Here is a 24,967-nt window from a genome sequence, read left to right on the forward strand (position 1 = left end):
CTCCTTTTTACAGGCGTTGAATATGGAAACCGCCGTCTACGTCGATATAGTTGCCCGTAGTATACCGCAGACGGTCGCTGCACAGCAGACTGACCGCACCGGCTACATCCTCCGGTGTTCCCCAGCGCGCAATGGGGAAGGTTCCTTTTTCAATCAGATTGTCGTACTTGCCCTGTACTTTGCTGGTCATGTCTGTGGCGATCACACCGGGGCGTACCTCGTTGACCAGAATTCCTTCGGCTGCCAGACGGTCTGCATACAGAGTCGTCAGCATCGAGATTCCAGCCTTGGACACGCAGTATTCACCACGATTGGTAGAAGATACGACCGAACTGCAACTGGATACGTTGACGATCACACCCTTGCGGCCATCCAAAGGTTCCTGTTGAATCATTTGTTTTGCAATCAACTGTGTCAGGAACATATTGCCCTTGGTATTGATTCCCACAACATAGTCAAAACTTTCTTCGCTCATGTCAAGCAGATCTGCCCGGACCTTCGGAGCTACGCCCGCATTGTTGACCAGTACATCCACGCGGCCAAATGCAGCCAGAGCACCATCCAGAATCTTCTGACGATCTTCCTGATTCCCGATATTTGCCTGCACATAGGCACAGGCAATGCCGAGGGCTTGCAACTCATCCAGAGCCGCCTGATTCTTTTCCTGCAACCCGGTAGCGACCATCACAATATTATATCCATCCATGCCCAGCTGTTTTGCAATCGCAAAACCAATGCCGCGGCTGGAACCTGTAACGACTGCGGTCTTTTTCATAAGAAGCATCCTTTCTCAGCCACGGAAATTTGCAGGCTGTGTCTTTTTGATTTCGAGAAATTCCTTGTAAAAGGGCATAAACGTCTTATTGTCGCGGATCACACAGCCGGTAGGCTTGTGGGCGCGGATTAAGTCTCCACACTTTCCGCAGGTCAGGCAAACACGGTTGGGGTCGATGCGGCCTTTTTTGACGATTTCATTTGCAAAATCCGGATCGGCAAATGCCATGCGACCAAACAGCATACCATCACACAATCCCTGTTCAACTGCACCGGCAGTGAACAAGTCTGCATAGGCGCGCAGATAACTGGGAGCGGATGCCCAGACGGTCATTGCAGGAACAGCTTTTTTTACCTCACCGATGCCATGGATCATCCGGGAAAGACCCACAAAGGGGTGTTCATCCGGCTCATATTTGCCGAAATCAAAAGGGCGGGTAACATGCGTGGTGGCATAGGGATTTCCCATCGTCAAGTTGACCATGTCCAGGCCCAGTTCATCGTGCAACTCCCGCACGAGGCGGACAGGCTCCGTCAGGTCAGGTGTTTCACCGCTTTCCGGACTGACACCAAAGCCCCACGGGTAGGCATAACCGTCATAGATGCCAACGCGGGCAGTGACCATGAAGCTCTCGTCTTCGTGAACCTTTGCCGCGCGAATGCCATTTTTTAGCAGACGAAAACGATTTTCAAAGCATCCACCATATTCGCCGGGGCGATTATAAGCAGAGGAAAGCTCTGCCAGCAGGTAGCCATGGCAGCTCTTGATGTCGATTGCATCGAATCCTGCTTCTTTTGCAAGGGCAGATGCTTCACCAAACTTTTCTTCCAAGCTCTTCAGATAATCATCCGTTACGATGCAGGAATCATCCGCTGCGCGATATTGCTCAAGAATCGGGTGACGGTAAGCGATCATCGGGGCAGGCTTGTTATCGGGGTTAGAGTAACGACCGCTGTGATTTGCCTGCATGATTAGATAGGGTGCATAACCGTTGGCTTTTAATCCTGCTTCCTTCACAGCGGAGGTCATTTTTTTGAACTCATCCAGCGTATCGCGGGTCAGGAGCAGCTGCGTTTTGGATGAGCGGCCTTCTTCCACAATGGAGATAGCCTCAAACCAGATCACCGAACTTCCGCCAATTGCTTCATTGACATAACGGCGAATCGTATAATCAGACGGCGCACCTGCCGGTGTGGAATCGGCGCCTTCCATGGGTGCGATGCCCAGACGATTCGGGAATGTGATATCACGCACCTTCAGCGGCTGTGCCAGAATTGTGGTGTCTTCGGCAAATGGAAGCGAAACACCCAGTTCCGAAGCCTTTTCTTTCACTTCAGCAAGCGATTTGTAGTGAAATCTTTCATGTGACATTTGTATGTTACCTCATAAATCTGGGCAGGCGGAAAGAGTTCCTGTACGTTGTTATTCTTCAGCTTCACCATGATCTGCGTACTCTTTGCGGTAATCTCTGGGTGTCATGTTGGTGGATTTCTTGAACTGCCGGGAAAAATAGGTAAAATCATCGTATCCACATTCTGCGGCAATCTGCGTGATACTTTTGTCTGTTTTCGTCAGAAGTATCTTTGCACGGTTGATGCGCAGAAGGATCGCATATCCGATCAGCGTGTGACCGGTTTCATCCTTGAACACATGAGCAATGTAGTTTTTGTTCAGAAATAGCTCTGCGGCAATTTTATCAACCGTGATTTCCTCAGTAAAATGATGGTTGATGTAATTCATAATGTTATATGCCACTGTAACGCTGTGTCCGACTTTCATTGCCATGATATCTGCACATTCACGGTAGATTATTATGAATATCCGGCGCAAATCGGCTCCTACATAAAGTTCCCAGTATTTTTTCTTGTTGTTGTACTCTCGTTCCATTTCCAGAACGATATCGTACAGATAATTCCAGATCGGCTCCGACACCGTGAGAAGATGAGAGAAATTAGGAGGCCTCTTGATAAACGCTGCAATCACTTCCGGATATTTTACTTCATTCTGGAAAAAGTCCGGCTGAACACGGATCAGGTAGCGCTCATAGGGATACTCCAACACCTCCAGCTCATGCTCTTCCAGTGTGTTCAATACAATCACACCGCCGCGACCAGTCTCGTAGGTTTTGTTCCCTACCCGATAGCGGATGCGACCATTTGTAATAAGCAGCATCTGGTAGACATTCTCATAATGGTTATCGAGTTTGAAATGAGACGCGTTATATCTGTGTTCAATCCGGACATCTTCCATAAGTATTTCTCCTTAACGTTGCAGTTTCTCTTTCTGTCTGCGGTTAAGTCTATTATACAATATTAAAGAACAATGTGGCGAGCAAAACATTTGCCAGAATCGCAAAAGGCTGTGCTGCGCCGTAACCTGCGGTGGGTTCCTCGGAGCCAGTGGCACTGATTGCAGCACCCAGTCCCGGTGCAGAAGTACAGCCGCCAGCAATCGCACCGCTAAGAATGATCCAGTTGATCTTAAAGACCTTGTGACCAATGATGAAAGCAATGAGCACCGCGATTGCTTCCACAAAGATTGCAACGATTGCCAACTGCAGACCCGAACCCATCAGGGAATTGACCACATCGTAACCGTAGCGCAGACCAACAACTGACATAAAGAATGTCAGGCCAGTCTGATACAGCGTACCGAGTGCTTTCTGATCCATACGGAAGTTGACAGGACCGATTTTGCCAATATAGCTGAACACAAGCGCAGAGACCAGAATACCGCCCGCAGCACCAAGAGAAAACTCTCCAAAACTGCCAAGAGGGATTTTGATGTTGCCGATGAGAATACCGATCGCTGCGACAAAGGCAAGAACCATGAAATCCAGAGGACCGTCTTTCAGCTTTTTCTCGTTCGAGACATCTGACTGCAGCTCCAGCTCGTATGCGGCTTTCTCAGCGGCCACATCAATGCCGAAGAGCTTTGGCAGAAAAGAGATCATAATAACGATTACCAGAACGCCGATTGGGAATGCAACGGTATACCCAAGACTGATTGCAGACGAGGCTGCTTCCAGTGCTTCTCCGGAAACAACATGGCCAGCTGCATCCAGTGCTGTGCCGTAAGCGGGTGTGGAAGTCATAGCACCGGCAAACATACCGATGGTTTCAAATTCAGTAACAGAAGGACTTCCCTTCAGAACGAAATGATACGCAACCAGCGAGACGATCATCGAAATAACAGGGATCATCGCACCGATGATAACAAATTTGATGCCATATTTTTTGAAGATTGCACCAATTCCGCTGCCCACCTTCATGCCGATGGAGACAAGGAACAGCATCAGAAAGAATGTAAAGAACAGATTGCTGACAACACCAGTCTTAAGCACACTCGTTGCACTGGAGTAGCCAAGTTCGCCCTCCTGTACACCCTTTGCCCAAGTCTGAGCGATGAAGCCAATCACGATACCAGAAAAGATGCCGCCGGAAACGCCAAGAGAAAAATTTCCGATTTTGATTTTGCCCAGTGCCAAACCGAGCGCAATCGCCAAAAAGATCAGAAAGAATTGATTTGTAAGAACCGAAATCAACGTTGCCATATTTATTCCTCCTCACACATGGAATAACCGTTGTGCATTACCATGCAGAATTGCCGCTTTGTCTGCATCGTTCAGATTCAGTTCGTCAATGCACTTCAAGGTACGGTCAATGTAACCGGGACCCTGTTCCGGGTCAAAAGGCATGTCGGTAGCGAACACGATATGATCCACACCAAAGAAATCAATACCAGCTCGAATGGCAGATGTGGAGCCAAAGGAAGCAGTGTCCGCATAAAACTTACGAATCGTATCAATGGGCGCACCCTTCATTTTTGTGCGGGTCAGCTCATCCCTCAGCTCAGGCGCAGTGCGTCCGCCATACATCTTCAGACCATTTTCAATACGACCTTCGAGCATAGGAATCATTGCACCAACATGATGGGTCACGATTTTAATGTTGGGAAAGTCCTCAAAAATTCCAGAGAATGCCAGACGCATCATGGCAACCGTGGTCTGATAGGGCCAGCCAATTGTGAACCACAGCTCATATTTAGAACGTTCTTCCGTCGGAAACTCCGGAACCATCTGACCACCCACCGGGTGAATAAGGATCGGCAAATCGTACTTTTCACAGGCTTCATAAATCGGCCAATATTTTTCTGTGTCAATGGCTTCCCCATTCATATGAGTGTAAATCTGAATGCCCTTTGCACCCATATCTTTGACACGCTTGATTTCTTCAACCGATGCCTGCACGTTATTGAACGGGATTCCAGCGATGAAGCCTTCGTAGAATTCCGGGTTAGCCTCGACGATTTTTTTGATTTCATCATTGCCGATTGCTGCCAGCCTGGGGGACTTGTCCGGTCCAGCAAAAGTTTCAACCGGAGGCGACACGATGTTGGGAATCTGCTTGTAACCGGGGAATTCTTTCAGCACCTCATTCCGACTTTCCATGTTGGACATGGAAGGGACTTTCAGTGCACGGACAAACATATGCGATTTGTTGGGAGCTTCTGCCATACAGATCTTCGCATATTCAGGCGGCATCAGATGGCAAAATACGTCAATCGACTTCATAGTGCTTTCCTTTCATAAATTGGAATATCCTGTTTTCAAAGGCTCTGCTCTCCGGATAGCAGAATCTTTGTTCTGACACACCAATCTTATCATGAACGACTTCTCTTTTTCTCTGATTATTATGACATGGATTTGCACAAAACTGTATCCTCTGTGTTGCTCTATTTTTATTGTTCACAATGCTCAATGAAGGAACGTTCTTTTTGCACACAATATCCAATGGCATGTATGAAAAAGCCGACCGTTATCCTGAGTTTTAGAATAGTTGACCAAATCCACCGTTAAAATTTTGTCCATCTTTACTTTTTACTTTGGAAAGGGATTTAATACTGGGACAAAACTGTTTTACATTTTCTGCGCGATTTTTGGACTTTCCTGTTTTATGGAAGGCTTTTGTATCCCAGAAAGTGTGCTGAGCTGAATCCGCTCTCGAATGTAAGTCTTTACAAATCTATAAATCTGTGGTATATACATTATACGAAACAATGCTTTGAATGATGTATAAAGTGAGGTGCTTGCCATGACCGCCGTGATCTATGCCCGCTATTCCAGTGACAACCAGCGCGAAGAATCCATCGAGGGCCAGATCCGGGAATGCACCGCCTATGCGGAGAAGAACGACCTTACGGTGGTCAAACACTATATTGACCGGGCAATCTCTGCAAAAACGGACAACCGCCCGGAGTTCCAGCAGATGATAAAGGACAGCGACAAGAAGCTGTTTGACATTGTACTGGTCTGGAAGCTTGACCGCTTTGCCCGGAACCGCTACGATAGTGCCCGGTATAAAACTCAGCTGAAGAAGAATAGTGTCAAGCTTGTCTCGGCCACTGAGATCATCTCAGAAGGGCCAGAGGGTATCATTCTGGAATCAGTGCTGGAGGGCTATGCAGAATACTACTCCGCTGACCTTTCGGAAAAGGTCATTCGCGGCATGACGGAAAATGCCCTCAAGGGCAAGTTTACCGGCGGTGCTATCCCCTTTGGATATACCATCAATGCAGACCGCCATTTTGAGATTGATCCGATGACTGCGCCGTTTGTAGCTGAGACGTTTCAGCGGTATAACGATGGTCAGACCATGCGGGAAATTCGGGACTGGCTCAATGAAAAGGGCATCAAAAACAAGCGTGGCGGGCCGATGACTTTCAATACCATCCAACATATGCTGAGCAACCGCCGCTACATCGGAGAACTGAAATACCGTGACATCCTGATTCCCGATGCGATTCCGCCTATCGTGTCGGTGGAACTTTTCGACGATGTGCAGAAGAAGATGTTGAAAAACAAGAAAGCCCCTGCCCGGAGAAAGGCAGAGGATGATTACCTGCTGACCACCAAGCTGCACTGCGGTTACTGCGGTGCGCTGATGTTTGGCGAAAGCGGTACGAGCCGGACGGGCGAAGTTCATCGTTATTATAAATGTGCTACCGCAAAAAAGCACAAGGGCTGTAAGAAAAAGACCGTCCGCAAACAGTGGCTGGAAGATCTGGTAGTGAACCAGACGATGCAGCTTGTCCGGGATGATGCCGCCATGGAATCCATTATCGCTAAGGTCATGGAGCTGCAAGACCGGGAGAACACCAACCTTCCCCTCTATGAAAAGCAGCTCCGGGATGCGGAATCGGGTATCCAGAATATGCTCAATGCGATTCAGGCGGGCATCCTGACCAGTTCCACCAAGGAGCGATTGGAGCAACTCGAAGAAACCAAGCGGGAGCTTGAAGCCCGCATTGCAGAGGAAAAGCTGGCAAAGCCGAAAGTAACCGAAGAGTTCATCCGGTTCTGGCTGCTGCGTTTCCGCAAGCTGGATATGCGCCTGAAAGACCAGCGGCAAGCGTTGGTGGATACGTTCATCAATGCGATTTACCTGTATGATGATAAGGTTTTGATAACCTTCAACTATAAAGAAGGTACACAGACCATCACGTTTGAAAATGTTGCAGAAGCAACATCAAAGAGAAATGGTTCGGATTTGGATTGCATTCCTGCACCAAAAAATGCCGTGAAATCGAAAGATTTCATGGCTTTTTTGTTTTGTAAGCCACGGCTGCACGGTTTCTGCACGGTTTTTGCACGGTCGGTGTTTTCCGTGTCCGATTATGTAGGGCGCTGTATTGCATTGCAATCAGTGCCCTTTTTTGCATCAGGTGAGCAGAGCCAGGCGCAGCTTTGCCTTCATTTCCGGGTCGGCATGTTCGATCTGCCTCTGACGTTTTACCGCCTCCTCGTTGGTGGGAAAGCTCTCCCATTTGTCGCAGCTCTTGCCGTGCTCGTCCTGATAGGTGTATTATTTTTCAATTTCCTCTTGCAATTTTCGATTGCAGTTGTTATGATACGGGCAGGAATAGAATGTGCAAAAAGTATTCTGCACAAGGCAGCAATGCGATTTTTACATGGAGGAGGCAGGCATATCATGTATGTGGATTGGGAGTATTACAAGATCTTCTATTATGTGGCGAAGTATCAGAACTTTACCAAGGCCGCGCGGGTTCTGGGCAACAACCAGCCCAACATCACCCACTCGATGAACCGACTGGAAAGCCAGCTGAACTGCGTGCTGTTCATCCGCTCCAACCGGGGTGTGACCCTGACACCGGAAGGCGAGATGCTCTACTCCCGCATTGCTTCGGCGGCGGTGCAGATCCAGGATGCCGAGGAGGAGCTGAGCGCCAGTGCCACGCTGGAGCACGGAACCATCAGCATCAGCGCCACCGAGACGGCGCTCAACATTTATCTTTCCAAAAAGCTGCGGGATTTCCACACCGAATATCCCGGCATCCGGCTGCGCATCTCGAACCACTCCACCCCGCAGGCGGTGCTGGCCGTGAAGAACGGTGAGGTGGATTTTGCCATTGTGAGCACCCCGGCGGAGATCGAGTCGGGGTTGAAAATGGTGGAGCTGAAGCCGTTTTACGAGGTGCTGGTGGGTGGCAGGACCTTCACCGCGCTGGCAAGTCAGAGCCTGACCCTGAAAGAGCTGCGCAGCTATCCCCTCATCTCCCTCAGCGACGAGAGCGTGACCCGCAGCCTGTATCGGCAGTTCTTCCTGGATCATGGCGCGGTCCTCAAGCCGGATACGGAAGCCGCCACCACCGACCAGATGCTCACGCTGGTCAAAAGCGAGCTGGGGCTTGCCTTTGTTCCGGAACCCATGGCGAAGGAAGCTCTGGAGCGGGGCGAGCTGGTGCAGCTCCACCTGCAGGAGATCATCCCGACCCGTTCCATCTGCCTTGTTTACGACCGCCACCGCCCGTTGAACACGGCGGCGCGGAAATTCCAGCAGATGCTGACCAAGGCAGACCCGCCCCGCCCGGCCGCATCGAAGCAGACCGAGAGCATCTCTTTTGTGTCTCAATAAAAGATGAGGCCGGGCACTCACGGTACTGCCCCGGCTTCTGCCGGTTCTTCTAAGGCATAAAATAACCCCGGAGCGTTTGCTGTGATGCATCGCTCCGGGGTTTTGTGATGTTATGGGTTACTGGCCGCAGGAGTGCCCGCCGCAATGATGTTCACCGCAATGGTGGCCCTCGCCGTGGTCGTGGTGGTCACAATGGGCATTGGGGTCAAAGCGGAGCTTCCCGGCCAGATAATCTGCTACTGCCGCGTCTGCCGGGCCGCTGATCCCGCCGAACAGCTGGATGCCTGCCTGTGCAAGGGCGTTCTGTGCCCCGGGGCCGATGCCGCCGCAGAACACCACATTGGCATTGTGCTGGGCCAGAAAGCCCACCAGTGCACCGTGGCCCTGCCCGTTGGTGGAAACGACCTCGCTGGCCGTCACCTGTCCGTTTTCGACCTCGTAGAACTTGAACTCTGCCGTGTGGCCGAAGTGCTGGAATACCATACCGTTTTCATAAGGAACTGCGATTTTCATGGAGGATGTCTCCTTTTTTCTTTTCTTTTATTATAACATAACACAGGAGACAATAAAACCCCGGAACAGGGAACTCTTTTTCGGAGCTTTCCCTCAATTACAGTTCTCCCGTTTTCAGTTTGTCCAGCACCTCGTTCAGGCTGGTGCATTCCATGGTATACAGGCCGCGCATCTCATCGTCGGCGGGGAGCAGATCGGGCACCATGACGGTGACAAAGCCCCCGGCGGCACCGGCGCGGACACCGTTGTAGCTGTCCTCCAGCACCAGCGTGCGGGCGGGGTCGGTGCCCAGCTTTTCCGCCGCCAGCAGGAAGATCTCCGGGTCGGGCTTGGAGTGCTTGACCTGCTGGCCGGATACCAGCGCCTTGAAGTAGTGGGTCAGCCCCCAGTTGTTCAGGTTGCCCTCGATGACATGGACCCGGCTGGAGGAGGCCACCGCCATGGGGATGTGGTTGGCATCCAGCCAGGCCAGCAGCTCGTCCAGCCCCGGCTTTTTGGGCACCGGTTTCTGGAACTCCTCATCGGCCACCCGGTGCAGGCTGTCGATGATGGCGTTGGCATCGCAGTCCTCTCCGTAGAACTGCCGCACGATGTTACGGGAGGTTTCGCCCGCCGTGCCGCGCTCGGCCTCGGCAAGGCCCTCCTTGTACTCCAGACCCAGCGCCGCCAGCGCAGGTTCCCAGAACGTGGCCCACATCCGCTCGGTGTCGAACATCAGGCCGTCCATATCAAAAATTACGCCGTTGATCATGGTAGAACTCCTTTTATTATAACCCTCTCCGTCATTGCTTCGCAATGCCACCTCTCCCGAAGGGAGAGGCTGTTCTGCCTCTTGGGAAAGGTTTTCGCAAAACCAAAATCTAAAAGCCGCAATGGGCTCCCCCTTTGGGGGAGCTGGCAACGCCATCGGCGTTGACTGAGAGGGCTTATGGTTTCATTCTATCACAATTTGCGACAACTTACAGCCCCCAAACATGAAAGATTTTGCGTTTCCTTGCAAATCCGGCTCATACTACTATAATAGAAAACAACATTCGGCATTTCAGGTGCGGGCGCGTGCCGCGCAAAATCTGCTGTGTGAGATCAGAAAAGAGGGAAATATATCATGTTGGATATCAAGATCACTCGTACCACTTCTCCCAAGGAGAAGCCTCAGGACGAGACCAAGCTGGGCTTCGGCAAGAAATTTACCGACCACATGTTTGTGATGGATTATACCGAGGGCGAGGGCTGGCACGATGCCCGCATCGTCCCCTATGCACCCTTCCCGCTGGACCCGGCCACGGTGGTGTTCCACTATGCGCAGGAGATCTTTGAGGGTATGAAGGCTTACCGCACCGCGGATGACACCATTCAGCTGTTCCGCCCTGATTGCAACGCAAAGCGTTTCCAGGATTCCGCCGACCGTCTGTGCATCCCCAAGATCCCGGAAGAGGATTTTGTGCAGGCTGTTGAGGCTCTGGTGGATGTGGAGCGCGACTGGGTGCCCCATACCGATGGCGCTTCCCTGTACATCCGTCCCTTCATTTTTGCAAACGATGTGGGTCTGGGCGTGCACGCTTCCAAGCACTATATCTTCTGCATCATCTGTGCTCCCTCCGGCGCTTACTACGCCGAGGGCATCAACCCCGTCCGCATCTACGTTGAGGATGAATACATCCGTGCCGCTCCCGGCCTGACCGGCTTCACCAAGTGCGGCGGCAACTATGCTGCTTCCATCAAGGCCGGTGAGCTGGCCGAGGAGCAGGGCTACGCACAGGTGCTGTGGCTGGACGGCGTGGAGAAGAAGTACGTTGAGGAAGTCGGCAGCATGAACATCATGTTCAAGATCGACGGCAAGGTCTACACCGCTGCAACCGTCGGCACCGTTCTGCCCGGCGTTACCCGCCGCAGCTGCATCGAGCTGCTGAAGGATTGGGGCTATGATGTCATCGAGGGCAAGCTGGCCATTGCGGACATCATGCAGGCCGCCCGCGAGGGCAAGCTGGAGGAGGTCTTCGGCACTGGTACCGCCGCAGTCGTCTCCCCTGTCAAGGAGCTGGTCTGGAAGGGCGAGCACGCCTACATTGGCGATGGCAAGATCGGCCCTGTGACCCAGAAGCTGTACGATACCATGACCGGGATGCAGTGGGGCAAGATCCCCGATACCAAGGGCTGGATCGTTCCGGTTGAGAAAAAGTACTGATCCTTCCCGCATTTCTCTCTGTTCAGAATTTTTGCAAACGCCGCCGGGTGGAAATGCCGCCGGGCGGCGTTTGCCGTATCATGGTTTTGTCTCCCGATTGCTTTTCCGCCTGCACAGTGCTAGACTATGTGCAGAAAAAACAGAAACGAGAGGGAACTGGAATATGGTCAAAAAATGGAGCGTCAGCTATCCTGCGGTGAACGGTGTGGAGCAGCGCCGGGCGTATGTCTACCTGCCCACCATGTACGAAGCCGACCCGGAGCGCCGGTATCCGGTGCTGTATATGTTCGATGGCCAGAATGTGTTCTTTGATGCGGATGCCACCTACGGCAAGAGCTGGGGCGTGGCGGATTATCTGGACTACACCGACACCCCCCTCATCGTGGCGGCAGTGGAGTGCAATGCAGGCCCCAACAACGAGCGCCTTGTGGAGTATTCGCCCTACCGCTTTGATGACCCGACCTATGGCCACTTTGACGGCAAAGGGCAGGAGACCATGAGCTGGTTCATCCACCGGTTCAAGCCTTTCATTGACCGCAATTTCCGCACCCTGCCGGACCGGGAGCACACGTTCATTGGCGGCAGCTCCATGGGCGGCCTGATGAGCCTGTACGCCCTGCTGCAGTATAACGATACCTTCAGCCGCGCGGCAGCCCTGTCGCCGTCGATCTGGGTGTCTCCTGAAAAGCTCAGCGGTCTGGTGGGCCGCGCAAAGCTGGAGCCCGGCACGGTGCTCTACATGGACTACGGTTCCCAGGAGATGGGCAGCCACGAGGGAATGCGCAGGGAATTTGCCGAGATGTGCAGCAAGATCATGGTCCGGGGCATCCACCTGACCAGCCGCCTGGTGCCCGGCGGCACCCACAGCGAAGCCAGCTGGGAAAAGCAGCTGCCGTTCGTGTTCCATACACTGATGTATGAACTGGACTGAACCTCTCCGTCATCCCTTCGGGATGCCACCTCTCCTGGTAAGAGAGGCGCGGAGCGCCTGAGAGGTTTTTTATAGAGGAGGGAAACCAGATGGAAACACAATACTTCAAGGATTACAGCCCCGCACTGGGCCGGGAGATGGAGTGCAAGGTCTACGGCCACGCAGGCCGCCCCATGCTCTTTATTCCCTGTCAGGATGGCCGTTTCTTCGACTTTGAGGACTTCCACATGGCCGGTACGCTGGCTCCGTGGATCGAATCCGGGCAGATCATGGTCATCTCCATCGACACCATCGATCAGGAGACCTGGTCCGACACCAACGGCGACCCCTACTGGCGGATCCGCCGCTATGAGCAGTGGATCCGCTACATCGTGGAGGAAGTTGTGCCCAAGATCCAGTATATCGCCAAGGAGCGCAACGGCTGGGACGGCCTCCCCGGCGTGATCGCCTTTGGCTGCAGTCTGGGCGCGACCCATGCCGTCAACCTCTACCTGCGGTTCCCCTATCTTTTCGATGGTTGTCTGGCCCTCAGCGGCATCTACACCGCAAAATACGGCTTTGGCGATTACATGGACGAGGTGGTCTACCAGAACTCCCCTGTGGATTACATGGCCAACTTCCCCACCGATCACCCCTATATGGATCTCTACCGCAGCAGGAAGGCGGTTATCTGCTGCGGTCAGGGCGCTTGGGAGCAGCCCGATACCACCCGGCAGCTCAAGCAGATCTTTGAGCAGAAGGGCATCCCTGTCTGGGTGGACCTGTGGGGCTATGATGTCAAGCACGACTGGGATTGGTGGTATCAGCAGGCCGTATATTATATGCCTTATATTCTTGGATAAAAGAGGAATCATCAAGCTATGCAGAACTTTATCTTTATCTCCCCCAATTTCCCCACCAACTACTGGCAGTTCTGCCGGGAGCTGAAAAACGACGGCATGAACGTGCTGGGCATCGGTGACCAGCCCTATGATGAGCTGAAGCCGGAGCTGAAAGACAGCCTGAACGAATACTACAAGGTCGGCAGTCTGGAGAATTATGACGAGGTCTACCGTGCGGTGGCGTTCTTTGCCTTCAAGTATGGCCGCATCGACTGGCTGGAGTCCAACAACGAGTACTGGCTGGAGCGGGATGCGGCCCTGCGCACGGACTTCAACATCAAGTCCGGCTTCCAGACCGAGGATATGCCCCGCATCAAGTACAAGAGCAAGATGAAGGAGTATTACCAGAAGGCCGGCATCGCCACCGCCCGTTACCACATGGTGGACGACCTGGAAAGCTGCAGGAAGTTCATCGACGAGGTGGGCTATCCGGTGGTGGTCAAGCCGGACAACGGTGTGGGTGCCTCCGATACCCATAAGCTGTCCAGCGATGAGGAGCTGAAGCGCTTCCTGCTCTACAAGAGCACCTATCACCCCGACCTCGCCTACATCATGGAGGAGTTCGTCCGCGCCGAGGTCAACAGCTACGATGCCATCATCGACGGCAGCGGCAACCCCATCTTTGAGGCGGGCAACGTCAGCCCGGTGTCCATCATGGACATCGTCAACGACAACGATAACTCCATCTACTATATCATCAAGGATCTGCCCGAGGATACCCGCGCCGCCGGACGTGCCGCCGTCAAGAGCTTTGGCGTGAAGAGCCGATTCGTCCACTTTGAGTTCTTCCGCATGACCGAGGATCAGGCCAGCATGGGCAAAAAGGGCCAGCTCGTGGCGCTGGAGGTCAATATGCGCCCCTGCGGCGGCTTTACCCCGGATATGATCAACTTTGCCCGCTCCACCAATGTGTACAAGATCTGGGCGGATATGATCGCCTTCGGCGGCACGGATATGCCGGTGGGCGAGCACTACTACTGCCCCTTTGCGGGCCGCCGCGATGGCAAGAACTTTGTGTACAGCCATGAGCAGATCATGCAGAAGTACCAGAAGAATATGCGGATGGTGGACCGCATCCCCGAGGCTCTGTCCGGTGCCATGGGCAACCAGATGTACGTTGCAACCTTCTCCACCCGCGAAGAGATGGAGCAGTTCTACTCCGATGTTCTGGCCGTGAATGACCCCATCAACGCCAAGGTGCAGAAGGAGCTGGCCGAGGTGCTGGCACTGGGCGAGCCCACCACCACCGCCCTCACCGAAAAGCCCAACCTCTCCCCCGCCGTGAAGCCCACCACGGCTGTGACCAAGACGCGCAGCCGGAAAAAGTAAGTGCATAGAATTTAGCTTGAACCAGGAGCTGCCGGACATTTCTCTGCCCGGCGGCTTTTTGCTGCACTTTTTTCACGGTGCACAAAAAACAATACGCTTTTTTGGGTATCGTGCGAATAGACACAGCAAAGAACCTTTGGTATTATAAATTCGTAAAAACAAGACGTTACTCCTCGGAGGCGCTACTTGCATCGAATTCCCTTTCCAAAACAAGGGGAGTAGTGTAAGTTGCTGCGTTCGGGGTTTTTCTTTTTGTCCGAAAATTCGATGCAGGGAGTAGAACGGTATGAAAATCATCCGACAGATCAACAACAATGCCGCCCTGGCACTGGACGGAAACGGCAAGGAGCTGGTGGTGCTGGGCCGGGGGGTCGGGTTCCCCCAAATGCCTTACGAGCTGACGGACCTTTCCCGCATCGAGCGAACGTTTTACGACGTGAACCCCAAATATTTTGGCATGGCGGCCGATCTGCCCCGCCCGCTGGTGCTGGCCTGCGCCGAGATCACGGAGCGGGCTGAGATCGAGCTGGACTGTGCGCTGAACCCAAACCTGCCCTTTACCCTGGCCGACCACCTGAACTTTGCGGCGGAGCGGCTGCGCAAGGGCATCGAGATCTCGACCCCGCTGGCTTACGATGTGCGCCACCTGTACCCCAAGGAGACAGAGCTGGCCAAACAGGCACGGGAGCTGCTGGCGCGGGAAGCCGGGCTGAAGCTGCCAGACAGCGAGGTGGTGAACATTGCCCTCCACCTCATCAACGCCGAGGCGGAAGCGGGCGATATGCACTCCATGATGATGACGCTCAAGGCCCTTTCGGACGTGGACGGCATCGTGGAGAAACAGCTTGCTATTACGCTCAACAAAGAGAGCTTTTCGTATTCCCGGTTTTCCATGCATCTGCGCTACCTCATCCAGCGGCTTGCCTCCGGCAGGCAGGTGGAGGAGCGGATCAGCGGGATGCTGGCTCAGATGCGGCGGGAGTACCCGCAGGTGTATCAGTGTGCCCGCGCCATCGCGGACTATTTCCAAGCCACTTGGAATTGGCAGTGCAACGATGAGGAGATCGTATACCTTATGTTGCACATCAGCCGTTTGCAGGAGAAGCATGAGGCCTGAACCAGCCCCGCTACCTTGCCCACCTTTTTGCATGAATCCGCTCAATGGCGCGCGTTGGGCGGTTCAGAAGATATTGACCGAGAGGGAGGTCCTCTGCCATGGATCGTGAACAGTTCCTGGAGCAGCTGGCTGCTCCGGCCGGCGGAAAAGAAAATATAGGCCTGTGTGATTTCCGCAGCGGCTGTCTGTCCGTTACCGTAAAGGACCGCAGTGTGATCGACCTCAACGCGATCCGCGGGCTGCCCGGTGTGGCTGACGCAGAGCTTCTGCGCAGCAGGCTCCGGATCACCCCGGATCAAACCATCATGGAGGAATTGCAAATGGCAAAAAAAGAAGATTACGGCGCATTGGCAAAACAGATCCTCAGCCTGGTGGGCGGTGCCGAGAATGTGAGCAACGCCACCCATTGTGCCACCCGTCTGCGCTTTAACCTGAAAGATGAATCAAAAGCCGATACCGATGCCATCAAGGGCCTGGCCGGTGTTGTGGGCGTTGCCCAGGCAAACGGCCAGTACCAGGTGATTATTGGTGCCGAGGTCACGCTGGTGTACGAGAAGCTCAGCGGGATGCTGGGCACCGCCCCTGCCGCCGCAGCCCCCGCCCCCAAGGGCAAGTGGTACGACCGCGTCATCGACACCCTGACCGGCATCTTTACCCCCATCCTGCCCCCGCTGACCGCAGCAGGTATGATCAAGGCTGTGCTGGCCATCCTGGTGGCGTTCAAGCTGGTCAGCAATACGTCCAGCACCTACCAGGTCATCAACTTCATGGGCGATGCCACGTTCTATTTCCTGCCCATCCTGCTGGCTAACTCGGCGGCGAAAAAGCTGGGCTGCAACCCCTACCTGGCCATGATGCTGGGTGGCATCTTGATCCACCCCAGCTTTGTGAACCTGGTGGCTGCCTCCAAGGAAAGCGGCGAGGCCATCACCATCTTCATGCTGCCCATCTATAACGCCTCCTATTCTTCGTCCGTGATCCCCATCATCCTGGGCGTGCTGCTGATGTCCAAGGTGGAGCCCTGGGCTACCCGCATCTCCCCCAAAGCCATCCGCTTCTTTACCGCTCCGCTGCTGACCATGTTCATCTGCGGCATTGCCACCCTGTGTGTGCTGGGCCCGGTGGGCTATGTGGTCTCCAACGCCCTGGCAGCTGTGATCAATGGCCTGAGCACCCTGGCACCCTGGCTGGTGCCCACCATCGTCGGCGTGTTCCTGCCGTTCCTGGTCATGACAGGTACCCACCACGCCCTGACCCCCATTGGTATCAACAACCGTATGACCATCGGCTTTGATACCATCATCTATCCGGGCCAGCTGGCCTCCAACGTGGCACAGGGCGCTGCTGCTCTGGCCGTTTCCATCAAGACCAAGGACCCCGAACTCAAGCAGCTGACCTCCGCCACCGGTATCACTGCCGTCTGCGGCATCACCGAGCCGGTCCTGTTCGGCGTTACCATGAAGATCCGCACCAACATGATTGCAGCCATGGCTGGCGGCGGCGTGGGCGGCTTCTTTATGGGCCTGATGAACACCAAGAACTACTCCGGCGGCTCTCCCGGTCTGCTGACCCTGCCCAGCTACATTGGACTGGATACCTCCATGTCCAACTTCTACTATGCCTGCGCCGGTGCAGCCATTGCCTTTGTGGTGGCCTTTATCGTCTCGTTCGTCCTGTTCCGTGACGAGAAAAAGAACTGATCCCCGGACGCTGCAACATTAGGGAGGAACCTGTATGTATTTCCCGAGAAATTTCCTCTGGGGCGGCGCAACGGCCGCAAATCAGTGCGAGGGTGCCTATCTGGAAGATGGCAAGGGCCTGTCCATCCAGGATGTGCTGCCCAAGGGCTTCAAGGTCATCACCGAGGAGCCGACCCCCGACAACCTCAAGCTGAAAGGCATTGATTACTACCACCGCTACAAAGAGGACATCAAGCTCTTTGCGGGCATGGGGTTCAAGGTCTACCGCTTTTCCATTGCGTGGAGCCGCATTTTCCCCACCGGCGAGGAAGCACAGCCCAACGAGGCGGGCCTGAAGTTCTACGATGATGTCATTGACGAGTGCCACAAGTACGGCATCGAGCCGCTCATCACCATTTCCCACTACGAAACGCCCCTGGCCCTGGCCCGCAAGTACAACGGCTGGAGCAACCGCATCATGATCGACCTGTACCTGAAATACTGCCAGGTCTTGTTTGAGCGGTACAAGGGCAAGGTGAAGTACTGGATCACGTTCAACGAGATCAACTCCATTTTGCACCAGCCCTTTGTCAGCGGTGCCATCCTGACCCCCAAGGCCCAGCTGAGCAATCAGCAGCTGTATCAGGCCATCCACTACGAGCTGGTGGCCAGCGCCAAGGCTGTGCAGCTGGCCCACAGCATCGACCCGGAGTACAAGGTGGGCAGCATGATCCTGGCCGTTACCATCTACCCGCTCACCCCGAACCCCGATGACATCATCGAGGTGATGGAGCTGGACAACGAGGTGTACCTGTTCTCGGACGTGCAGGCCCTGGGTGCCTATCCCTACTACGCCAAGCGGGTGTTTGAGGAAAAGGGCGTGCAACTGGAGATCAGCGATGAGGACCGCGAAGCCCTGACCCACACTGTGGACTTTGTTTCGTTCAGCTACTATTCCAGCAACTGCGCCGCCGCTGACCACTCGCTGGGCGAGCCCACCGGCAGTAACATGGTCCCCACCCTCAAGCGCAATCCGTATTCCAAGGTCAGCGAGTGGGGCTGGCAGATCGACCCCAAGGGCCTGCGCTACACCCTGAACCGGCTGTACAGCCGCTACCACAAGCCCCTGTTCATTGCCGAAAACGGCCTGGGTGCCAACGACACCCTGGTGCCGGACGGCCACGGCAGCTTTACGGTGGAGGATGATTACCGCATCCGCTACATGAACGACCACCTGGTGCAGGTCAGCGAAGCGTTGCACGACGGCGTGGACGTGATGGGCTATACCAGCTGGGGCTGCATTGACCTGATCTCCTGCTCCACGGCGGAGATCAAAAAGCGCTACGGTATGATCTATGTGGACCTGAACAGCGACGGCTCCGGTACGCTGGAACGTTACAAGAAAAAGAGCTACGAGTGGTACCGCCGCGTGATCGAATCCAACGGTGAAAGCCTGGAGCTCGACCCGGAGAAACCCATCGTCCTGTAACACACGCTTCTCATAAGGTGCCCTGAAACGGCACTTCCTCCTTTCAGACCCGCTGTGTGGCGTATGCTGCCCGGCGGGTCTTTGTTGTGCACAAAAATTTGTCCCCTGCTTCAGAATGTGATATACTGTTCCCAAAGAAAGAGAACGAGGTATTGCTGTTATGAAAATTCCTGCAAATGGCTTCACCCACGCCGGCAAGTTCCATGCGGACGACGTGTTTGCAACGGCGCTGCTGCAGATCATCCGGCCGGACATCAGGATCACCCGCGGCTTTGTGGTACCGGACGATTTCGACGGCATCGTGTATGATATCGGTTTTGGCATGTTCGATCACCATCAGGAGCCCCGAGAGTACCGCGCCAACGGCATCCCCTATGCGGCCTTCGGCCTGCTGTGGCGGGTGCTGGGCCCGGGGCTGGTGGGGGAGCGTCAGGCCCGGCTCATCGATGAAAACTTTATCCAGCCTCTTGATCTGAACGATAACACCGGCGAGCAGAACAGCCTGTGCGATGCCATCGGCTTCTTCAACCCGGTGTGGGATTCCAAGGAGGATCAGGACACCTGCTTCTTCAAGGCGGTGGCTGTGGCAAAGCAGATCCTGGAAAACCAGATCGAGAGCGCGAACGCCGTGAATCGCGCCGACGAGAAAGTGCAGCAGGCCTATAAGAATTCCCGGGACGGCATCGTGATCCTGCCCTGCTACCTGCCCTGGAAGAATGGCCTGTACAAGACCGATGCCCTCTTCGTCATCTACCCCAGCCAGCGCGGCGGGTGGAGCGCCCAGTGCGTGACCGACCACAAGACCAAAAAGCCGAAGCTGCCCTTCCCCCAGAGCTGGGCGGGCCAGCCGCAGGAGATCATTGAGCAGAAGAGCGGTATCGAGGGCATCAGCTTCTGCCACGCCAGCCGCTTCCTCATCACCGCAAAGGACAAGGAGACGGCGCTGGCCGCCTGCCGTCAGGTGCTGAAAAACAACGGGAGACTGTGATATGAGCGGGGAAGCGGAGAAGACGGAGCGGGCCTATGTCTATATGGTGCGCTGCGCAGGCGGCCAACTCTACACGGGCTGGACAAATGACCCGGCCAGCCGCCTGCACGCCCACAAGAGCGGTAAGGGGGCCAAATGCACCCGTGCGCTGGGGGCACAGCGGTTCGCGTATCTGGAACGGTGCACAGACAGATCTGCCGCCCTGCGCCGGGAAGCAGCCCTGAAAAAGCTGACCAAGGCGCAGAAGGAAACCCTGTGCGCCGAATGGGCTGAGAAGAATCTGCCCCGGCTCTCGCTGGCCACCCGGGCCGATGCGGCGGAGATCCTGGACATCTACAACTGGTATGTCCTGCACCACACGGCAACCTTTCAGGTAACGCCCTCTTCCCTGCCGGAGTATGAGGACTGGGTGGACAGCACCCGTGCGCTGATCCCTCTGCTGCTGGCCCGGGATGGGGACGGTAAGCTGCTGGGCTATGCCTGCGCCCACCGCTACCACCCCCGGGAGGCCTACGACTGGGCTGTGGAGAGCACCATCTACTGTGCCCCCGATGCCCGGGGCTTTGGTGTGGGGGATACCCTCTACCGCGCCCTGCTGGATATTCTGGACGGGATGGGTTACTGGAATGTTTACGCCCTTGTGGCAGACCCCAACCCCGCCAGTGAGCGTATCCATGCCCGCTTGGGCTTCACCTGCGTGGGCCGTGAGCCCCACACTGCCTATAAGTTCGGCTGGCTGGGCCTGTCCACCTGGTGGCTGCCCCTGCGCAGGGGCAATGAAAAGCCGGAGCCCACCCACCCGCTGACACAGGAACAGGTGGAGGAGATCTTGGAAAGATATCAAGCATAAAGAAAGCGTCCTTCGGGGCGCTTTTTTGCATTTCATATATACATTTTAACTGTATAAAATTTGAATATAAACGGAAAACACTGCATAAACATACAAAGTGTAATAAATCCTGCCGCAAATGCGCGGCATGTTTGGCAGTTTTCAGCATTGACGGAAAAGCCGCGCTGTGTATAATAAAAGCATCAACCGCGAATCAAAGACAGAGGATGCGAAGGGAAAGTGCGCATCAGGGTACAAAAGTGTATTTTTATTAAAAGGAGCGCGTTTATTATGAAAAAGGAAAACATCAAAAAAGTCGTGCTGGCCTACTCCGGTGGTCTGGATACCTCCATCATCATTCCCTGGCTGAAGGAAAACTACAACAACTGCGAAGTCGTCGCCGTTTCCGGTGACGTGGGCCAGGGTACCGAGCTGGACGGCCTGGAGGAAAAGGCCAAGGCTACCGGCGCTTCCAAGCTGTACGTCCTGGATCTGAAGAAGGACTTTGTGGAGAACTACATCTTCCCCACCCTGAAGTTCGGTGCAAAGTACGAGGACTACCTGCTGGGCACCAGCTTTGCACGCCCCTGCATCGCAAAGGCTCTGGCCGATATCGCCATTAAGGAAGGCGCAGATGCCATCTGCCACGGCTGCACCGGCAAGGGCAACGATCAGGTGCGTTTTGAGCTGACCCTCAAGGCCCTGTGCCCCGATATGGCCATCATTGCTCCCTGGCGTGAGTGGGACATCAAGAGCCGTGACGAAGAGATCGACTACGCCGAGGCTCACCACATCCCCCTGAAGATCAACCGCGAGACCAACTACTCCAAGGACAAGAACCTGTGGCATCTGAGCCACGAGGGCCTGGATCTGGAGTGCCCCGCCAACGAGCCCCAGTACAACCACCCCGGTTTCCTGGAGCTGGGTGTCAGCCCCGAGCAGGCTCCCGACACCCCGACCTATGTGACCATCCACTTTGAAAAGGGCGTTCCCACTGCCGTGGACGGCAAGGAGATGGGCGCTGTGGAGCTGGTGGAGTACCTGAACAAGCTGGGCGGCAAGAACGGCATCGGCCTGCTGGATATCGTGGAGAACCGTCTGGTGGGCATGAAGAGCCGCGGCGTGTACGAGACCCCCGGCGGTGCCATCCTGTACAAGGCCATTAATGTTCTGGAGACCATCACCCTGGACAAGGAGAGCGCACACCTCAAGGAGCAGCTGGCACAGAAGTACGCCGACATCGTCTACAACGGCCAGTGGTTCACCCCGCTGCGTGAGGCTCTGGATGCTTTTGCCAACAGCCTGGCAAAGACCGTGACCGGTGACGTGAAGCTGAAGCTGTACAAGGGAAACATGATCAACGCCGGTGTCACCTCTCCGTTCACCCTGTACGATGAGCAGACCGCTTCCTTTGGTGAGGACGAGGATTACAACCAAGCAGATGCAGCAGGTTTCATCAACCTGTTCGGCCTGTCCATCAAGGAGCGCGCAAAGCTGTCCAAGAGCTGGCCGAAGATCGAGGACTAAGCGGCTGATCCACCGGGATCACACAAAGCCAACTTTCTCTCCGGTGTGTTTTCTACACTTTCACAACGGAGTTCCAAAACCGGCATAGTTGCCGGCGGCACCGCCGCAGGAGCGTTTTCCCCTGCGGCGGCTTTGCCGTTTTTAGCTGTTTTTATTTACAAGATAAACATCCTCGCCCTCTCAGTCACCTACGGTGACAGCTCTCCCAAAGGGAGAGCCCTTGGCATAGCGGCAAAGTTTCCGGTCAAGCCGTGAAGTTCTCGGTTGCGCCAGAGCCTCTCCCTTTGGGAGAGGTGGCATTGCGCAAGCAATGACGGAGAGGGCGAGCCGCCTATCAGAAAAGGAAGAATATTATGGCAGAACAACTCTGGAAGGGCCGCTTCTCCAAGGCGGTCGATTCGCGCGTCAATGATTTCAACTCCTCCATCCGCTTTGACCAGCGGATGATCGCGCAGGATATGCGCGGCAGCGGGGTCCACGCCGCCATGCTGGCCAAGCAGGGCATCATCTCCGAAAAAGACTGCGAGGATATCCTCAACGGGCTGGCCTCCATTGCCGACGATCTGGCAAGCGGTGCGCTGGAGATCGACCCCAACGCCGAGGATGTGCATACCTTCGTGGAGCAGACCCTGACCGCCCGCATCGGCGATGCAGGCAAGCGCCTGCACACCGGCCGCAGCCGCAACGATCAGGTGGCGCTGGATATCCGCCTGACCCTGCGGGACTACAGCCACACCCTGCAGGCTTACATCGTGGAACTCATCAAGGTCATCTGCAGGAAGGCGGCGGAGAATACCACCGCTGTCATGCCCGGCTACACCCACCTGCAGCGCGCCCAGCCCATCACCTTTGGCCATGCGCTGATGGCCTACGCCTCCATGCTCCTGCGCGACCTGCAGCGCTTTGAGGATGCCACTGCCCGCATGGATGCCCAGTGCCCGCTGGGCTCCGGCGCTCTGGCCGGTACCACCTACCCGCTGGATCGTCAGTTCACCGCCGAAAAGCTGGGCTTTGCCGCACCCTGTGCCAACAGCCTGGACGGCGTTTCTGACCGTGACTTCTGCATTGAGCTGGCCAACGCCATCTCCATCTGCATGATGCATCTGTCCCGCCTTTCCGAGGAGATCATCCTCTGGTGCAGCTGGGAGTTCAAGTTCATCGAGCTGGACGATGCCTTTACCACCGGCTCCTCCATCATGCCCCAGAAGAAGAACCCCGATGTCACCGAGCTGATCCGCGGCAAGACCGGCCGCGTCTACGGTGACCTGAACACCCTGCTGGTGATGATGAAGGGCATTCCTTTGGCTTACAACAAGGATATGCAGGAGGACAAGGAAGCCATCTTCGATGCAGTGGATACGCTGGAGCTGTGCCTCAAGACTGTCACCCCCATGCTGGACACCATGAAGACCCTGCCTGCCAACATGCGCCGCGCTGCCGCCAAGGGCTTTATCAACGCCACCGACTGCGCCGACTACCTGACCAAGAAGGGGATGCCCTTCCGGGATGCCTACAAGCTGACCGGCTGCATGGTCTCCGACTGCATCGCAAAGGATAAGACCCTGGAGGAACTGACTCTTGACGAGTTCAAGGGCTACAGCGCCCTGTTCGAGAACGATATCTATGATGCCATCGACCTCATCAGGTGCTGTGAGGGCCGCACCAGCTACGGCGGCCCCAGCGAGGCCAGCGTCAACAACCAGATCCGGCTGGCCATGGACCAGCTGGCCGCATGGGAGGCGAACAACGCATGAGCGTAAAGGTCTTTATCGACGGCTCCGCAGGCACCACGGGTCTGCGCATTGCCGACCGTCTGGCTGCCCGGCCCGAAATTGAACTGCTCTCCATCTCCGAGGAGGGCCGCAAGGACGTGAACGAGCGGGCAAAGGTTATCAATTCGGCTGACCTCGCCTTCCTCTGCCTGCCGGATGCCGCCTCCAGAGAGGTCATGCCCCTGCTCCGCCCGGATGTCAAGGTGCTGGATACTTCTACGGCTTTCCGCACGGATCCCAACTGGGTCTACGGCTTCCCGGAACTCAGGGGCCAGAAGGAAAAGATCAAAAATGCCTGCCGCGTGGCGGTGCCCGGCTGCTATGCCAGCGGGTTTATTAGCATCATGCGGCCTCTGGTGGAGCTGGGCCTTGCCGGAGCGGGTGATTTTTACAGCTGCACCGGTATTTCCGGCTATTCCGGCGGCGGCAAAAAGATGATCGCTGACTACGAAAGCCCCGATCGTCCGGCCCACAGCAAGCTGGATGCACCCAAGAGCTACGGTCTGAGCCTTGCCCATAAGCATCTGCCCGAGATGCAGAAGATCAGTGGGCTGGCAAACCCGCCCGCCTTTGTGCCTGTGGTCTGCGATTATTACAGCGGGATGCAGGTGCTGGTGCCCTTCCAGCCGGTCTGGGGCGGTGCCGAAAAGGTGGCCGCAGGGCTGGCGGAGTATTACAGGGATGCCGCCACCATCAAGGTACACGCCCTGAACGAGCCGCTGCCCGAGAACGGCCTGTACTCCAACGCCATGGCCGGTACCGACCGCATGGAGCTGTACCTGACCGTGAACGCCGCCGGGGATCAGATGATGCTGGTCTCCCTGTTTGATAATCTGGGCAAGGGCTCGTCCGGCGCGGCAGTCCAGTGTATGAATCTGATGCTCGGTTTTGAAGAGACGGCTGGATTGGAATGAAATGGCTCACCCTCTCAGGCCGCTTCGCGCCCAGCTCTCCCGAAGGGAGAGCTTTTGACAAAACCGCAAACTCTGCGGGGAATGCCAAGGCCTCCCACTTTGGG

Annotated in this window: 20 protein-coding genes; 13 read left to right on the top strand and 7 right to left on the bottom strand. The window is 55.3% G+C overall.

What is annotated here, in order from left to right:
- Window positions 1–7: 7 nt before the first annotated feature.
- Genes ACKXGA_RS10135 through ACKXGA_RS10155 form a run of 5 tightly spaced genes read right to left on the bottom strand, consistent with a single transcriptional unit; the run spans window position 8 to window position 5,348 of the window.
- Window positions 8–775, bottom strand: coding sequence for a 3-ketoacyl-ACP reductase (locus ACKXGA_RS10135; RefSeq protein WP_128118039.1), 768 nt, complete (start codon window positions 773–775; stop codon window positions 8–10).
- Window positions 776–790: 15 nt separating this feature from the next.
- Window positions 791–2,146: a flavin oxidoreductase/NADH oxidase gene (locus tag ACKXGA_RS10140; protein ID WP_128118040.1), complete on the bottom strand. Its 1,356-nt coding sequence runs from the start codon at window positions 2,144–2,146 to the stop codon at window positions 791–793.
- A 51-nt stretch (window positions 2,147–2,197) separates the two neighbouring features.
- The gene (locus ACKXGA_RS10145; protein WP_423729422.1) at window positions 2,198–3,025 is read right to left on the bottom strand and encodes a helix-turn-helix transcriptional regulator; all 828 of its coding nucleotides are present in this window, start codon (window positions 3,023–3,025) and stop codon (window positions 2,198–2,200) included.
- Between the two features lie 52 nt (window positions 3,026–3,077).
- Complete coding sequence (locus ACKXGA_RS10150) at window positions 3,078–4,328, bottom strand: hypothetical protein (RefSeq protein WP_423729423.1); 1,251 nt, start codon at window positions 4,326–4,328, stop codon at window positions 3,078–3,080.
- Window positions 4,329–4,340: 12 nt separating this feature from the next.
- On the bottom strand, window positions 4,341–5,348 hold the full coding sequence (locus ACKXGA_RS10155; protein WP_423729424.1) for an amidohydrolase family protein: 1,008 nt from the start codon (window positions 5,346–5,348) through the stop codon (window positions 4,341–4,343).
- 520 nt (window positions 5,349–5,868) lie between these two features.
- Here ACKXGA_RS10155 and ACKXGA_RS10160 point away from each other — a divergent pair.
- Window positions 5,869–8,709 (top strand): LysR substrate-binding domain-containing protein, encoded by a 2,841-nt coding sequence (locus ACKXGA_RS10160; RefSeq protein WP_423729425.1) that lies wholly within the window; start codon window positions 5,869–5,871, stop codon window positions 8,707–8,709.
- Window positions 8,710–8,826: 117 nt separating this feature from the next.
- On the opposite strand, the gene ACKXGA_RS10165 is transcribed toward ACKXGA_RS10160, so the two are convergent.
- Both ACKXGA_RS10165 and ACKXGA_RS10170 read right to left on the bottom strand, forming a co-directional pair.
- Window positions 8,827–9,222 carry a NifB/NifX family molybdenum-iron cluster-binding protein gene (locus ACKXGA_RS10165; protein ID WP_117476608.1) on the bottom strand — a complete coding sequence of 132 codons (396 nt, stop codon included), beginning with the start codon at window positions 9,220–9,222 and terminating at the stop codon, window positions 8,827–8,829.
- 97 nt (window positions 9,223–9,319) lie between these two features.
- Window positions 9,320–9,973, bottom strand: coding sequence for an HAD family hydrolase (locus ACKXGA_RS10170; RefSeq protein WP_423729426.1), 654 nt, complete (start codon window positions 9,971–9,973; stop codon window positions 9,320–9,322).
- Window positions 9,974–10,327: 354 nt separating this feature from the next.
- On the opposite strand from ACKXGA_RS10170, the gene ACKXGA_RS10175 reads away from it, so the two are divergent.
- From ACKXGA_RS10175 to argC, 12 genes are all read left to right on the top strand, one after another.
- Window positions 10,328–11,407, top strand: coding sequence for a branched-chain amino acid aminotransferase (locus tag ACKXGA_RS10175; protein WP_005928914.1), 1,080 nt, complete (start codon window positions 10,328–10,330; stop codon window positions 11,405–11,407).
- A gap of 163 nt (window positions 11,408–11,570) precedes the next feature.
- The gene (locus tag ACKXGA_RS10180) at window positions 11,571–12,338 is read left to right on the top strand and encodes an alpha/beta hydrolase (protein ID WP_423729427.1); all 768 of its coding nucleotides are present in this window, start codon (window positions 11,571–11,573) and stop codon (window positions 12,336–12,338) included.
- Between the two features lie 89 nt (window positions 12,339–12,427).
- Window positions 12,428–13,180 carry an esterase family protein gene (locus tag ACKXGA_RS10185; protein WP_156059159.1) on the top strand — a complete coding sequence of 251 codons (753 nt, stop codon included), beginning with the start codon at window positions 12,428–12,430 and terminating at the stop codon, window positions 13,178–13,180.
- Between the two features lie 18 nt (window positions 13,181–13,198).
- A complete protein-coding gene (locus ACKXGA_RS10190) occupies window positions 13,199–14,548 on the top strand; it encodes an ATP-grasp domain-containing protein (protein WP_423729428.1) in 1,350 nt (449 codons plus the stop codon).
- 286 nt (window positions 14,549–14,834) lie between these two features.
- Window positions 14,835–15,665: a PRD domain-containing protein gene (locus ACKXGA_RS10195; RefSeq protein ID WP_223384596.1), complete on the top strand. Its 831-nt coding sequence runs from the start codon at window positions 14,835–14,837 to the stop codon at window positions 15,663–15,665.
- A gap of 98 nt (window positions 15,666–15,763) precedes the next feature.
- The gene (locus tag ACKXGA_RS10200; protein ID WP_423729429.1) at window positions 15,764–17,365 is read left to right on the top strand and encodes a PTS transporter subunit EIIC; all 1,602 of its coding nucleotides are present in this window, start codon (window positions 15,764–15,766) and stop codon (window positions 17,363–17,365) included.
- Between the two features lie 34 nt (window positions 17,366–17,399).
- Window positions 17,400–18,833 (top strand): glycoside hydrolase family 1 protein, encoded by a 1,434-nt coding sequence (locus tag ACKXGA_RS10205; protein WP_154277595.1) that lies wholly within the window; start codon window positions 17,400–17,402, stop codon window positions 18,831–18,833.
- Window positions 18,834–18,993: 160 nt separating this feature from the next.
- Window positions 18,994–19,821, top strand: coding sequence for an MYG1 family protein (locus tag ACKXGA_RS10210; protein WP_156066706.1), 828 nt, complete (start codon window positions 18,994–18,996; stop codon window positions 19,819–19,821).
- Window position 19,822: 1 nt separating this feature from the next.
- Window positions 19,823–20,671, top strand: a complete 849-nt coding sequence (locus ACKXGA_RS10215; RefSeq protein ID WP_423729430.1) for a GNAT family N-acetyltransferase — start codon at window positions 19,823–19,825, stop codon at window positions 20,669–20,671.
- A gap of 270 nt (window positions 20,672–20,941) precedes the next feature.
- Window positions 20,942–22,177, top strand: coding sequence for an argininosuccinate synthase (locus ACKXGA_RS10220; RefSeq protein WP_423729431.1), 1,236 nt, complete (start codon window positions 20,942–20,944; stop codon window positions 22,175–22,177).
- A gap of 353 nt (window positions 22,178–22,530) precedes the next feature.
- Entirely contained in the window at window positions 22,531–23,931 is a 1,401-nt protein-coding gene (gene argH, locus ACKXGA_RS10225; RefSeq protein ID WP_423729432.1) for an argininosuccinate lyase, read from the top strand.
- Entirely contained in the window at window positions 23,928–24,863 is a 936-nt protein-coding gene (argC, locus tag ACKXGA_RS10230; protein WP_423729433.1) for an N-acetyl-gamma-glutamyl-phosphate reductase, read from the top strand. Before argH ends, argC begins: the two co-directional genes overlap by 4 nt.
- Window positions 24,864–24,967: the final 104 nt, after the last annotated feature.

The sequence above is a fragment of the Faecalibacterium hominis (ex Afrizal et al. 2022) genome, assembly GCF_049545105.1.
GTDB lineage: Bacteria > Bacillota > Clostridia > Oscillospirales > Ruminococcaceae > Faecalibacterium > Faecalibacterium duncaniae.

Excerpts from the sequence above, each read along its gene's own strand:
- ACKXGA_RS10185 (WP_156059159.1), top strand. The coding sequence starts at position 12,428 with ATGGAAACACAATACTTCAAGGATTACAGCCCCGCACTGGGCCGGGAG.
- ACKXGA_RS10165 (WP_117476608.1), bottom strand. The coding sequence starts at position 9,222 with ATGAAAATCGCAGTTCCTTATGAAAACGGTATGGTATTCCAGCACTTC.
- ACKXGA_RS10155 (WP_423729424.1), bottom strand. The coding sequence starts at position 5,348 with ATGAAGTCGATTGACGTATTTTGCCATCTGATGCCGCCTGAATATGCG.
- ACKXGA_RS10190 (WP_423729428.1), top strand. The coding sequence starts at position 13,199 with ATGCAGAACTTTATCTTTATCTCCCCCAATTTCCCCACCAACTACTGG.
- ACKXGA_RS10145 (WP_423729422.1), bottom strand. The coding sequence starts at position 3,025 with ATGGAAGATGTCCGGATTGAACACAGATATAACGCGTCTCATTTCAAA.
- ACKXGA_RS10135 (WP_128118039.1), bottom strand. The coding sequence starts at position 775 with ATGAAAAAGACCGCAGTCGTTACAGGTTCCAGCCGCGGCATTGGTTTT.
- ACKXGA_RS10220 (WP_423729431.1), top strand. The coding sequence starts at position 20,942 with ATGAAAAAGGAAAACATCAAAAAAGTCGTGCTGGCCTACTCCGGTGGT.
- ACKXGA_RS10205 (WP_154277595.1), top strand. The coding sequence starts at position 17,400 with ATGTATTTCCCGAGAAATTTCCTCTGGGGCGGCGCAACGGCCGCAAAT.
- ACKXGA_RS10200 (WP_423729429.1), top strand. The coding sequence starts at position 15,764 with ATGGATCGTGAACAGTTCCTGGAGCAGCTGGCTGCTCCGGCCGGCGGA.
- ACKXGA_RS10195 (WP_223384596.1), top strand. The coding sequence starts at position 14,835 with ATGAAAATCATCCGACAGATCAACAACAATGCCGCCCTGGCACTGGAC.
- ACKXGA_RS10160 (WP_423729425.1), top strand. The coding sequence starts at position 5,869 with ATGACCGCCGTGATCTATGCCCGCTATTCCAGTGACAACCAGCGCGAA.
- ACKXGA_RS10210 (WP_156066706.1), top strand. The coding sequence starts at position 18,994 with ATGAAAATTCCTGCAAATGGCTTCACCCACGCCGGCAAGTTCCATGCG.
- argH (WP_423729432.1), top strand. The coding sequence starts at position 22,531 with ATGGCAGAACAACTCTGGAAGGGCCGCTTCTCCAAGGCGGTCGATTCG.
- ACKXGA_RS10150 (WP_423729423.1), bottom strand. The coding sequence starts at position 4,328 with ATGGCAACGTTGATTTCGGTTCTTACAAATCAATTCTTTCTGATCTTT.
- ACKXGA_RS10140 (WP_128118040.1), bottom strand. The coding sequence starts at position 2,146 with ATGTCACATGAAAGATTTCACTACAAATCGCTTGCTGAAGTGAAAGAA.
- ACKXGA_RS10175 (WP_005928914.1), top strand. The coding sequence starts at position 10,328 with ATGTTGGATATCAAGATCACTCGTACCACTTCTCCCAAGGAGAAGCCT.
- argC (WP_423729433.1), top strand. The coding sequence starts at position 23,928 with ATGAGCGTAAAGGTCTTTATCGACGGCTCCGCAGGCACCACGGGTCTG.
- ACKXGA_RS10215 (WP_423729430.1), top strand. The coding sequence starts at position 19,823 with ATGAGCGGGGAAGCGGAGAAGACGGAGCGGGCCTATGTCTATATGGTG.
- ACKXGA_RS10170 (WP_423729426.1), bottom strand. The coding sequence starts at position 9,973 with ATGATCAACGGCGTAATTTTTGATATGGACGGCCTGATGTTCGACACC.
- ACKXGA_RS10180 (WP_423729427.1), top strand. The coding sequence starts at position 11,571 with ATGGTCAAAAAATGGAGCGTCAGCTATCCTGCGGTGAACGGTGTGGAG.